Raw genomic sequence first — 11,629 nt, forward strand, 5'->3', positions numbered from 1 at the left:
TTCACCGTTTTCCCATGAGCCAACCCACCTCCCCCGACACGGCCGCAGGCCAGGCCACGCCACTGCCCTACGCAGGCATCCGCGTGGTCGAGTTCACCCACATGGTCATGGGCCCGTCCTGCGGCATGATGCTGGCCGACCTGGGCGCCGAAGTCATCAAGGTCGAGCCCGTGGGCCACGGCCGCGACGGCGATGCCACGCGCAAGCTGCTGGGTTCGGGCTCGGGCTTTTTCCCGCTGTTCAACCGCAACAAGAAGAGCGTGACGCTGGACCTGCAGACCGAGGAAGGCAAGCAGGCCGCGCTGCGCCTGATCGCCACGGCCGACGTGGTCTGCGAGAACTTCAAGCCCGGCACCATGCGCAAGCTGGGGCTGGACTACGACAGCCTCAAGGACCGCTTCGAGCGCCTCATCTACGTGAGCCACAAGGGCTTTCTGCCCGGCCCCTACGAGCACCGCACGGCGCTGGACGAGGTGGTGCAGATGATGGGCGGCCTGGCCTACATGACGGGCCGCCCCGGCGACCCGCTGCGCGCCGGTGCCAGCGTCAACGACATCATGGGCGGCATGTTCGGCGCCATGGGCGCGATGGCTGCCCTGGCCCAGCGCGAGAAGACCGGGCGCGGCCAGGAAGTGCAAAGCGCGCTGTTCGAGAACAACATCTTCCTGGTCGCCCAGCACATGATGCAGTTCGCCGTCACCGGCAAGCCGGCCGCGCCCATGCCGGCACGCATCTCGGCCTGGGCCATCTACGACGTGTTCGAGGTCCAGGGCGGCGAGCAGATCTTCCTGGCCGTGGTCAGCGACGGCGCCTGGCGCCTGTTCTGCGATGCCTTCGGCCTGGGCGAGCTGCGCGACGATCCGCGCCTTGGCAGCAACAACGACCGCGTGCTGGCGCGCAGCTGGCTGATGCCGCTGCTGCGCGAGAAGATGGCCCCGCACAGCGCCGCCCACATTGCCGAGGTCTTCGAGAAGAACGGCCTGCCCTTCGCCCCCATCGCACGCCCGCAGGACCTGCTGCAAGACCCGCACCTGAACGCCACGGGCGCGCTGGCCCCCATCACCCTGCCCGATGGCCGCGAGACCAAGACCGTGCTGCTGCCCTTCACGCTGGACGGCAAGCGCCTGGACGTGCGCCTGTCGCCCCCGCGCCTGGGCGAGCACAGCCTGGAGATCCTCACCGCACTGGGCTACAGCAGCGAGCAGGCCCTGGCCCTGGCCCGGGGCGAGGCCACCGACAGCCACGCCAAGGCCTCCCATTGATGCCAGGCTGAGCCACTGAAGCCGCCGCCGTCCACCCGACGCGCGGCGCCCCTGCAACCTTGCACCCCATCCACCCCACACCGGACGACGCTTGCCGCGCGCCCGGCGGGGAGGCCTTTTCCCAAAAATTCCCGGAGACAACACCATGCCCGCCATCCACCGCAACCCGGCCGCCCAAAACCGGACACAGACACTGACCCAGGCCCGCCCTTGTTCCGCCCCGCGCCGCCAGTTGCTGCTGTGCGCCCTGCCCGCATTGGCTGCCGCCCTGCTCCCGCTGGCGGCCCAGGCCCAGCCCGGCAACTGGCCCTCGCGCGCCGTGCGCATGGTCGTGCCCTACACGCCGGGCGGCGGCACGGACGCGGTCGCGCGCCAGATCAGCGAGCGCGTGGGCACGCTGAACCAATGGACCGTGGTGGTGGACAACAAGCCCGGCGCGGGCGGCAACATCGGGCTGGATGCGGTGGCCAAGTCCGCGCCGGATGGCTATACCTTCGGCATGGGCCAGACCGCCAACCTCGCCATCAACCCCGCCCTGCTGCCCAGCATGCCCTTCAACCCCCGCACCGACCTGATCCCCGTGGCCCTGGTCGCCGCCCAGCCCACGGTGCTGGTCGTGCCGCAGGACTCGCCATGGAAATCGGTGCAGGACCTGGTCAAGGCCGCCAAGGCCGACCCGGGCGGCATCCGCCAGGGACTGGCATCGACGGGCACGGTGGGCCACCTGGCCGGCGAGATGCTGGCCTTCAAGGCCGGCATCCAGGTGCTCAACGTGCCCTACAAGGGCGCAGCGCCGGCCGTGACCGACCTGCTGGGCAAGCAGACGCACTACATGTTCGGCACGCCCCAGGCCGTCTATCCGCTGCTCAAGGGCGGCAAGCTGCGCGCCCTGGCAGTGACCTCGGCCAGGCGCCTGCCCATCCTGCCCGAGGTGCCCACCGTGGCCGAGTCGGGCTATGCAGGCTTCGAGGCCGTGGACTGGAAGCTGATCGTCGCGCCCAAGGGCACGCCGGCCGCCGTCGTGCAGAAGATGAATACCGCCGTGAACGCGGCCCTGCAGCAGCCCGCCGTGCAGCAGCAACTGCAGGCCGAGGGCAGCACGGCCCTGGGCGGCAGCATGCAGGACGCGGCCCGGTACCTGCTCAAGGAGCAGACGGACTGGGCCGCGCTGATCCGCGATGCCAGGATCCGCCTGGAGTGAGCGGCAAACAGCGGGCAAGAAAAAAGGCGCGGCGCCCCTTGCGGGCACCGCGCCTTTTTGACGGGCCGTCGTCAGCCGGCCAGCCGATCAGATCGTGCGGCCGAAGGGGCCATCATCGCCCACCTGCACCATCTTGCGGCCACGCGCCGGCTTGGCAGCCGTGCCGACTTCCGGCGCCGACCCGGCCTTGCGGGCCGCTGCGGGGCGCTTGGCCGGCGCCTTGACGGCAGCAGCCTTCACGGCCTTTTTGGCAGCGGGCTTTGCCGCAGCCTTGGCAGCCGGCTTGGCCGCCGCCTTGGCCGCTGCGGATTTTCCGGCCACAGACTTGCCGGCAGCCGGCACCTTGCGGGCAGGAGCGGCCTGGGCCACGCAGTCGGCGTAGTAGCGCACCTCGCCGTCCGCGTCCTCCAGCTCCACCAGGCCGTGGATGTCGGTCTCGAAGCCAGGGCACTCCTTGGCGAACTCACGCGCGAACAGCAGGTAATCCACGATCTTGCGGTTGAACACCTCGCCGGGGATCAGCAGCGGAATGCCGGGCGGGTACGGCGTGACCAGGCCCACGGTGATGCGGCCTTCCAGGTGGTCGATCTCCACGCGCTCGGTCTTGCGGTGCGCGATGTGGGCGTAGGCATCGCTGGGCTTCATCGCGGGCTTGAGGTCCGACAGATACATCTCGGTCGTCAGGCGGGCGATGTCGTACTTGGCGTACAGCTCGTGCACGTGCTGGCACAGGTCGCGCAGGCCCATGCGCTCGTAGCGGCGGTGCTGCTGGCAGAACTCGGGCAGGATGCGTGCCAGCGGCTGGTTGCGGTCGTAGTCGTCCTTGAACTGCTGCAGCGCAGTCAGCATGGTGTTCCAGCGGCCCTTGGTGATGCCGATGGTGAACATGATGAAGAACGAGTACAGGCCCGTCTTCTCCACCACCACGCCGTGCTCGGCCAGGTACTTGGTCACGATGGAGGCCGGGATGCCCGTGTCCGAGAAATCGCCGTCCAGGTCCAGGCCCGGCGTCACGATGGTGGACTTGATCGGGTCCAGCATGTTGAAGCCGTCGGCCAGTTCGCCAAAGCCGTGCCAGTTGTCGAACTCCTTGCCGTTCTTGGCCTTGGAGCGCTTGGGCGCCGCGTCCTGGCCGCGGATGATCCAGTCCTGGGCCGAGCCGACGCCTTCATCGGCCAGCTTCTCGGGACCCCAGACCTCGAACCACCAGTCGTCGTCGCCGAACTCGTCTTCGACCTTGCGCATGGCACGGCGGAAGTCCAGCGCCTCCAGAATCGACTCTTCCACCAGGGCCGTGCCGCCGGGCGGCTCCATCATCGCGGCGGCCACGTCGCAGCTGGCGATGATGCTGTACTGGGGGCTGGTCGAGGTGTGCATCAGGTACGCCTCGTTGAACAGGTGGTGGTCCAGCTTTTCGGTCTGGCTGTCCTGCACCAGCACATGCGATGCCTGGCTGATGCCGGCCAGCAGCTTGTGGATGGACTGCGTGGCATACACCACCGAGTGCTTGGGGCGCGCGCGCTTCTTGCCCATGGCGTGGTAGCTGCCATAGAACGGGTGGAAGGCCGCGTGCGGCAGCCAGGCCTCATCGAAGTGCAGGTTGGCCACATAGCCGTCCAGCATGCTCTTGATGGTCTCGGTGTTGTAGAGCACGCCGTCGTAGGTGGACTGCGTCAGCGTCAGCACGCGGGGCTTGACCGTCTTGGCATCCACGCCCTTGAGCAGCGGATTGGCCGCGATCTTGGCCTGGATGGACTCCACCGAGAACTCGCTTTGCGGGATCGGGCCGATGATGCCGAAGTGGTTGCGCGTGGGCTTGAGGAACACCGGAATCGCACCCGTCATGATGATGGAGTGCAGGATGGACTTGTGGCAGTTGCGGTCCACCACGACCACGTCGCCGGGCGCCACGGCGTGGTGCCAGACGATCTTGTTCGACGTGGACGTGCCGTTGGTCACGAAGTAGCAGTGATCGGCATTGAAGATGCGCGCGGCATTGCGCTCGCTCTCGCCGATGGCGCCGTTGTGGTCCAGCAATTGGCCCAGTTCCTCCACCGCGTTGCACACGTCGGCGCGCAGCATGTTCTCGCCGTAGAACTGGTGGTACATCTGGCCCACGGGGCTCTTGAGGAAGGCCACGCCGCCCGAGTGTCCGGGGCAGTGCCAGCTGTAGGAGCCGTCTTCCGCATAGTCCAGCAGCGCCTTGAAGAACGGCGGCTGCACACCTTCCAGGTAGCTCTTGGCCTCGCGGATGATGTGCTTGGCCACGAACTCCGGCGTGTCCTCGAACATGTGGATGAAGCCGTGCAGCTCGCGCAGGATGTCGTTGGGCAGGTGGCGGCTGGTCTTGGTCTCGCCGTAGATGTAGATCGGCACATCGGCGTTCTTGCGGCGCACTTCGCCGATGAAGCTGCGCAGGCTGTGGATCACGGGATCGCTTTCGCCACCCAGCGAGAACTCCTCGTCATCGATGGACAGGATGAAGGCACTGGCCCGGCTTTGCTGCTGCGCGAACTGCGACAGGTCGCCGTAGCTGGTCACCCCCAGCACCTCGAAACCTTCTTGCTCGATGGCCTGTGCCAGGGCGCGGATGCCCAGGCCCGAGGTGTTCTCGGAACGGTAGTCCTCGTCGATGATGACGATGGGAAAGCGAAACTTCATGGGGGCAGCCTCCGTAACCTGAGCGGGCCTAAAAAACGAAACAGGCGCGAAGTGTAAGGAATATCCTTATTGCGCCTTTGAAGCGTGCGGCTTTTCACCCAGAATGTGGTGCACTAAACACAAGCAACCGTCATAAACAGGGAGTCTGGGAATGGAATATTCCACCATCTGGTGGCTCGTCGCCGGCGCATTGGTCATCGCCGAATTGCTGACCGGCAGCTTCTATCTGCTGATGCTGGCACTGGGCGTCATCGTCGGCGCGCTGTGCGCCCACATGGGCCTGGCGCCCATTGCCCAGCTCGTCATTGCCGCCGTGCTCGGCAGCGCCTTCGTACTGGCCTGCTACCTGGTGCGCCGGCGCCTGCCCAGCCGCCAGCCCGCCTCCAGCAACCGCGACGTCAACCTCGATGTCGGCGAATCCGTCATGGTCGAGCAATGGAACTCCGACGGCACGGCCCAGGTCCGCTACCGCGGCGCCCAATGGACCGTGATCAGCCGTCCGGGCAACCTGCCCTCTGCCGGCATGCACCGCGTGGCCGAGGTCGTCGGCAACCGGCTGCTGGTGGACAAACTCTGATTGCCCATCCCCACGCCCGCGCTTCACGGCGCGGGCATCTGCATCGGGCATAGTGGCAGGTACCATCCGCCAGCCGTCCCGCCGCCCTCTTGTTTCACCGAACGCCCCTCCGGGGCCTGGAGACACCATGGAAATCGCCATCGTCATTCTGGTCATCGCGGCCATCTTCATCGCACGGTCCATCAAGGTCGTGCCCCAGCAGCACGCCTGGGTCAAGGAACGCCTCGGCAAGTACGCCGGCACGCTCACGCCCGGCCTGAACTTCCTCGTGCCCTTCGTGGACCGCGTGGCCTACAAGCACAGCCTCAAGGAAATCCCGCTGGACGTGCCCAGCCAGGTCTGCATCACGCGCGACAACACCCAGCTGCAGGTGGATGGCATCCTCTACTTCCAGGTCACCGATCCCATGCGCGCCAGCTACGGCTCGTCCAACTACATCATGGCCGTCACCCAGCTGGCCCAGACCTCGCTGCGTTCCGTGATCGGCAAGCTCGAACTGGACAAGACCTTCGAGGAGCGCGACATGATCAACGCCCAGGTGGTCTCCGCCATCGACGAGGCCGCGCTCAACTGGGGCGTGAAGGTGCTGCGCTATGAAATCAAGGACCTGACGCCGCCGGCCGAAATCCTGCGCTCCATGCAGGCCCAGATCACGGCCGAGCGCGAAAAGCGCGCCCTGATCGCAGCCTCCGAAGGCCGCCGCCAGGAACAGATCAACATCGCCACGGGCGAGCGCGAAGCCTTCATCGCCCGCTCCGAAGGCGAGAAGCAGGCCGTCATCAACAAGGCCCAGGGCGAGGCCGAGTCCATCAAGGCGGTCGCAGACGCCACGGCCCAGGCCATCGAACGCGTGGCCAACGCCATCCGCCAGCCCGGTGGCGAGCAGGCCGTGCAGCTCAAGGTCGCCGAAAAGGCCGTCGAGGCCTATGGCCAGGTCGCCTCTGATGCCACCACCACGCTGATCGTGCCCAGCAACATGACCGAAGTCTCCAGCCTGATCACCTCGGCCATGAAGATGATCCAGACCGGCCAGCGCACCAGCTGAGAGCCGCCGCCACGCCATGAACAACGGGCCATCGCGGCCCGTTTTTCATTGCAGCGGCGTTGTGCGGATCAGGCGGGTGCGCCCACCTGCTGCACCAGGCCCATGGCGAAGCGCCCGTGGCCCACGGACCAGTCCGAGTAGTCGTTCTCATGCATGAAGATGAACACGTCGGCCGGCGCAACCCCCGCCCCTTCATGCAGATTGCGCGCAATGGCCGCATACAAGGCCTTCTTCATCGCATCGCTGCGCCCGCGCCGCATGGTGATCTCGACCACCACCACCGCATCCGAACGCGCTACCCCGTTGAAACTGCGGCTGAACGCGAACTGCCCGGGAGCGTACGGATGCACCATGTTGAACAGTTCGTCCTCTGGCATGCCGATGCCCTCCACCAGGGCGCGGTGAATGCCCTGCACGACGGCATCGCGCTGGGAAGTGGAGGTGGACTGGGGCAGATAGGTGTGGACGAAGGGCATGGTGCTATGTGCTTTGGGATCGAATGGAGATGGAAAGTCCGGCCAGAATCCACGCAGGAATTGCCGGCCGAAGCGGCAAATCTACCGACCGGCCCATGGCCTGAAAAGCGATGATTCGGCCGGTTCTATGTACCTGGAACTCACATAGCCTCCACCCGCCCCGTGACCCGACTCATGACCCGCCCCATGACCCGCCGCCTGCCCCCGCTGGCCGCCCTGCGCGCCTTTGAAGCCGCCGCACGCCTGGGCCGCATGACGGCGGCGGCGGACGAGCTGTGCGTCTCGCCCGGCGCCGTCAGCCGCCAGGTCAGGCAGCTGGAGCAGCACCTGGGCCTGCCGCTGTTCGCAGGCACCAAGGCCCGCCCCACGCTCACTGCGGCAGCGCGCACCCTGCAGCCGGCGCTGACCCAGGCCTTCGAGCAGATCCATGAGGCGGTGCGCAGCCTGGGCGACGCCCACGAAGGCCCTCTGGACGTGGCCTGCTTCAGCACCTTCACCGTCAAATGGCTGATCCCCCGGCTGTTCGACTTTCACGCGCACCACCCCGGCATCGAGGTGCGCCTGCGCACTACCGACACCGGCACCGACGCTGCACGCGAAGGCTGCGACCTGCTCATCACGGCCATCACGCACGACAGCGGCGAGGCCCTTGCAGACAACGAGACGTCCCTGCCTCTTTTCGCCGAATACCTGGGCCCGGTGATGTCCCCGGCCATGGCAGGACGCCTCCAGCAGCCTGAAGACCTGGCCAGCCTCCCCTTGCTGCACACGCGCGGCCGGCGCGATGCCTGGGACCTGTGGGCCGCCTCCATGGACATCGCCGCGCCCGCAGCGGCCGGCCCCGTCTACGAGCACTACTACTTCACGCTGGAAGCTGCGCTGCGGGGCCTGGGCGCGGCCGTCGCCCCCTGGCACCTGGTGATGGACGACGTGCAGGCCGGCCGCCTGCTGGCGCCCTTCGGCTTCACGGCCTCCGGCTACCGCTACCTGGCGCTGCGCCGCAGCACTGCGGTGCAGACCCGGCTCGACATCTTCTGCAACTGGCTGCAGGCGCAGGCACGGGCCATGCCCGAAGCGCCAGCCGTCCAGGGCATATCGATCACGCATGCAGGAAACTTCGCGGCCACCCCAAAAAATCGATGCTAGAATCGCGGTCTTCGGAGAGGTGGATGAGCGGTTTAAGTCGCACGCCTGGAAAGCGTGTGTGGGCTAATCCCCACCGCGGGTTCGAATCCCGCCCTCTCCGCCAGACATGGCACCAAGCCAGTGAAAAAAGCCCTGACGACGTTGGTCCCAGGGCTTTTTTTCGTCCGCCCGATGCCTGCACGGCCGCACGCGGCGATGATGGCCCTCGATCAAGGGGGCGATGACAGGGTGTTACAGCAGCGCCCCTCTGCGCTGATAGATTGCCCGGTTCAGTCATTGCACCCGGAACGAGATGAAACCAAAAATCAACTTTATCGAGAGGGAGCGCCTCTTTCGCCGCGAGCTGAAGCGGCGCGGCGTCAAGTTCCTGCCCATGCAGGTACTGCGCCGGCTGTTCGAGAAGGCTGGTGTCTGAGGCCGTCTCAGGATCTCGCGGCTTTCCAGGGGCTCAAGCCTTCCCGAGCTGATGAAGCAGCTGGCGTAGATCGTCCTGCGAATAGGGCTTGGCCAGCCGCGTCATTCCTGGTGGCAGCGCCGGTATGTCGGCAAAGCCGCTGGCCAGGATGAAGTTCAGGCCCGGGTATCGCGCTGCAATATGCCGGGCCAGCTCCACGCCGTTCATGCCGGGCATGGCGTAGTCGGAGATGACCACGTCGAAGCGCGCCTGCCGCGCAAGCAGGTCGATGGCCTCCTGCCCGGCGCCCAGGGTCGTGACGCGGTGGCCCAGGTCTTCCAGCAGGGCCGAGGCATTGGCCCTCACCAGCGGGTCGTCATCCACCAGCAGCACATCCAGGGGCCCCACGTCCTGCACGCTTTGCCCGCCCAGATGGCAGGCCGTGCTTTCGTCCTTGGAGACGGGCATCCACATCTCCACCGTGGTGCCGCTGCCCAGGGCGCTGTGCAGCACGAGCTTGCCGCCGGACTGGGCCACCAGCCCGTCCACCATGGCCAGGCCCAGGCCGGTGCCCTTGCCCACGCCCTTGGTGGTGAAGAAGGGCTCGACCACATGCGAGAGTGTCTGTTCGTCCATGCCCTCGCCGGTGTCCACCACGCGCACGCAGACATACGAGCCCGAGGCCAGGCCCGCAAGCTGGCGCGGCAGCGTGGTTTCCACGGCCGCCGTGATCTTGATGACGCCGCCGCCCGGCATGGCATCGCGCGCATTGGCAACCAGGCTGAGGATGCTGCTCTCGAACTGGCTGGGATCGGTGGCGATGCGCGGCAGGTCTGAGGCCAGGGCCATCTTCAGAAAGATATGCGGGCCAGCCGTCTGCTGCAGCAGGCCTTGCATCCCGGTCAGCAGCACAGCGACGTCCACGGCCTGCGTCTTCAATTCCTGCTGCCGCGCAAAGGCCATCATGCGCTGGGTCAGCGAGGCACCGCGCTGTGCGCCGCGCGTGGCGATCTCCACCAGCGAACGCAGGCGATCGTCGGGCGGCATGCGCTTGCGCAGCAGTTCCAGGCTGCTGAGCACGGCCATCAGCAGATTGTTGAAATCATGGGCCACCCCGCCCGTGAAGCGGCCGATGGCCTCCATCTTCAAGGCCTGGCGCAGCTGGGCCTCGGCAGCCTTGCGCTCCGTCACATCACGCGTGACCTTGGCAAAACCGATCAGCTGGCCCTCGTCGTAGATGGCATCGATCACGACCGATGCCCAAAAACGCGAGCCATCCTTGCGCACGCGCAGGCCTTCGGCCTCCATGCGGCCGGTGCTGACGGCCGTGCGCAGTCCCGCCTGTGGCAACCCCGCCTGCTGGTCCTCTGGTGTGTAAAAGCGCGAGAAATGGGTATGGAGAACCTCGTCCTCTTCATAGCCCTTGATGCGCTTGGCACCCAGGTTCCAGCTGACGATGCGGCCCTCGGGATCCAGCATGTAGATCGCACAGTCGGTCACGCTCTGCACCAGCAAGGCAAAGCTGCGCTCGGCGCTGGAAAGAGGGCTGGACCGGGAAGGCACGGCCAGAGCCTGCGATGCCCCGGACGGGGGTGCATCCGCCTCGCGCACACTCAGCAGCAGGGCCAGGCTGCCATCGCCGAGCCGTACGCGCGAGCTGCATGAGGCCACGGGCCGCTCGCGTCCCGTGCAGGTCAGCAAGGGCCAGCGGCTGGCCTGCCGTGCGGCGCCTGCGGGCTCGCACTGGCTGTTGAACCAGCCTGCGCGCCCGCTGCTGGCGACGAAGCGGTCCTCGAAAACACTGCCCTCCAGGGCATCGCCGGAATGCTCCAGCAGGCTCAACGCATGGCGGTTACAGCGCGCCAGTCGCCCATCGAGTCCGACGACGAAGACTGCGTCCGGAAAGGCCTCCAAAGCAGCAAGGCCCGGATCAAGGGGGAGTTGTGCGTCGGAGCCTGCAGGGGCCGGCGCCAGACCAGTCGAGGTCAGCATGTGAACGACTCCGTAGGCAAATGGGTTGAACGAGCCGGAAAAATTGTAAGCACCACGGGTTCATCGCAAGCGGTTGCATCACAGGATCAGGGACGAGCCTCCTGCTCGTGCCCGGCAATTGCGGGCGAAGGCGCAGCCTGGAGGTCCGGCTCGGCATGCAAGGCCTCGCTGAGCTGGTCCACCACCAGCGCCCAGGTCGCATCGGCATGCCACTGCTGCGAGAACAGGGCACGTTGCGCGTCGGTCCAGAACGGTGCATCCACCAGCAGCGTGTCCTTTTCCAGCCGGTGCGAGAGGATGAACTGCTTGATGCCCTCCGGGCTGGAGTCCAGACCCAGCTGGTCGAAAAGATTGGTCATGGTGGGTTCGGCTGTGATCATGGGGGGTCCTTGTTGTGACGGGGTTGGCTCAAGGCTAGAAGCTCGGCCGGCGGCACCATGTCGGACACTGAAGCAAGCTGCCGTCGGCGGCCCTTCTGCGAGTGGGCCGCAGCGCCCGCGCCGTGCAAAGCCCTGCTCCTACACGGTTGCCTCGGCGGTCCGGCGCACCATGCAGCCATCTCATCACAGGACATTGCATTCCATGAAGAAACTGCTGCTTGCCACCGCCATTTCCTTCGCAGCTGCCGCTGCCCTGTCACCCGTCCATGCCCAGGTGGGCAAGGCCGCCTCCGAAGCCGCCGACGCTGCAGACCACAAGGTGAAGGAAAAGCAGGCCGACGCCAAGGCCAAGGACAGCGGGCCGGTCGGCAAGGCCGTGAACAACGTCAAGTCGGACTACCACAACAAGCGCTCCAAGCAGTCGGCAGAGAACGCCAAGGAATCGCTGAAGAAGGCGACCGAGTAGACGGCAACGCCCGGATAGACAAAGGCCCA

The 11,629-nt window shown here is 66.6% G+C and carries 11 protein-coding genes and 1 tRNA gene; 8 read left to right on the top strand and 4 right to left on the bottom strand.

What is annotated here, in order from left to right; genetic code table 11:
• The first annotated feature begins 14 nt into the window (after positions 1-14).
• Both ACF8NF_RS26970 and ACF8NF_RS26975 read left to right on the top strand, forming a co-directional pair.
• Positions 15-1,262 carry a CaiB/BaiF CoA-transferase family protein gene (locus ACF8NF_RS26970; RefSeq protein WP_126311989.1) on the top strand — a complete coding sequence of 416 codons (1,248 nt, stop codon included), beginning with the start codon at positions 15-17 and terminating at the stop codon, positions 1,260-1,262.
• A 145-nt stretch (positions 1,263-1,407) separates the two neighbouring features.
• On the top strand, positions 1,408-2,463 hold the full coding sequence (locus ACF8NF_RS26975; RefSeq protein WP_017403993.1) for a tripartite tricarboxylate transporter substrate binding protein: 1,056 nt from the start codon (positions 1,408-1,410) through the stop codon (positions 2,461-2,463).
• Between the two features lie 87 nt (positions 2,464-2,550).
• Here the strand turns inward: ACF8NF_RS26975 and ACF8NF_RS26980 are convergent, their stop codons facing one another.
• Positions 2,551-5,124: an arginine/lysine/ornithine decarboxylase gene (locus tag ACF8NF_RS26980; RefSeq protein ID WP_016452397.1), complete on the bottom strand. Its 2,574-nt coding sequence runs from the start codon at positions 5,122-5,124 to the stop codon at positions 2,551-2,553.
• Between the two features lie 151 nt (positions 5,125-5,275).
• On the opposite strand from ACF8NF_RS26980, the gene ACF8NF_RS26985 reads away from it, so the two are divergent.
• Together ACF8NF_RS26985 and ACF8NF_RS26990 are read left to right on the top strand one after the other, a co-directional pair.
• A complete protein-coding gene (locus ACF8NF_RS26985; protein WP_392451601.1) occupies positions 5,276-5,701 on the top strand; it encodes an NfeD family protein in 426 nt (141 codons plus the stop codon).
• 127 nt (positions 5,702-5,828) lie between these two features.
• Positions 5,829-6,746 carry an SPFH domain-containing protein gene (locus ACF8NF_RS26990; protein WP_016448907.1) on the top strand — a complete coding sequence of 306 codons (918 nt, stop codon included), beginning with the start codon at positions 5,829-5,831 and terminating at the stop codon, positions 6,744-6,746.
• Between the two features lie 68 nt (positions 6,747-6,814).
• Here ACF8NF_RS26990 and ACF8NF_RS26995 read toward each other — a convergent pair whose 3' ends face one another.
• Entirely contained in the window at positions 6,815-7,222 is a 408-nt protein-coding gene (locus ACF8NF_RS26995; RefSeq protein ID WP_016448908.1) for a tautomerase family protein, read from the bottom strand.
• A 186-nt stretch (positions 7,223-7,408) separates the two neighbouring features.
• Between ACF8NF_RS26995 and ACF8NF_RS27000 the strand changes: the two genes are divergently transcribed.
• From ACF8NF_RS27000 to ACF8NF_RS27010, 3 genes are all read left to right on the top strand, one after another.
• On the top strand, positions 7,409-8,368 hold the full coding sequence (locus tag ACF8NF_RS27000; RefSeq protein WP_392451602.1) for a LysR substrate-binding domain-containing protein: 960 nt from the start codon (positions 7,409-7,411) through the stop codon (positions 8,366-8,368).
• Positions 8,369-8,381: 13 nt separating this feature from the next.
• Positions 8,382-8,471 (top strand) — tRNA-Ser (locus ACF8NF_RS27005).
• 189 nt (positions 8,472-8,660) lie between these two features.
• A complete protein-coding gene (locus tag ACF8NF_RS27010; RefSeq protein ID WP_016448910.1) occupies positions 8,661-8,783 on the top strand; it encodes a hypothetical protein in 123 nt (40 codons plus the stop codon).
• A 33-nt stretch (positions 8,784-8,816) separates the two neighbouring features.
• Here ACF8NF_RS27010 and ACF8NF_RS27015 read toward each other — a convergent pair whose 3' ends face one another.
• Positions 8,817-10,754, bottom strand: a complete 1,938-nt coding sequence (locus ACF8NF_RS27015; RefSeq protein WP_046240379.1) for a PAS domain-containing sensor histidine kinase — start codon at positions 10,752-10,754, stop codon at positions 8,817-8,819.
• A gap of 86 nt (positions 10,755-10,840) precedes the next feature.
• Positions 10,841-11,134, bottom strand: a complete 294-nt coding sequence (locus ACF8NF_RS27020) for a DUF2789 domain-containing protein (protein WP_016452404.1) — start codon at positions 11,132-11,134, stop codon at positions 10,841-10,843.
• A 202-nt stretch (positions 11,135-11,336) separates the two neighbouring features.
• On the opposite strand from ACF8NF_RS27020, the gene ACF8NF_RS27025 reads away from it, so the two are divergent.
• A complete protein-coding gene (locus ACF8NF_RS27025; RefSeq protein ID WP_016452405.1) occupies positions 11,337-11,600 on the top strand; it encodes a hypothetical protein in 264 nt (87 codons plus the stop codon).
• Positions 11,601-11,629: the final 29 nt, after the last annotated feature.

It is taken from the genome of Delftia sp. WSY_22, from assembly GCF_043104185.1.
In the GTDB taxonomy this organism is placed as follows: Bacteria; Pseudomonadota; Gammaproteobacteria; order Burkholderiales; family Burkholderiaceae_C; genus Comamonas; species Comamonas tsuruhatensis.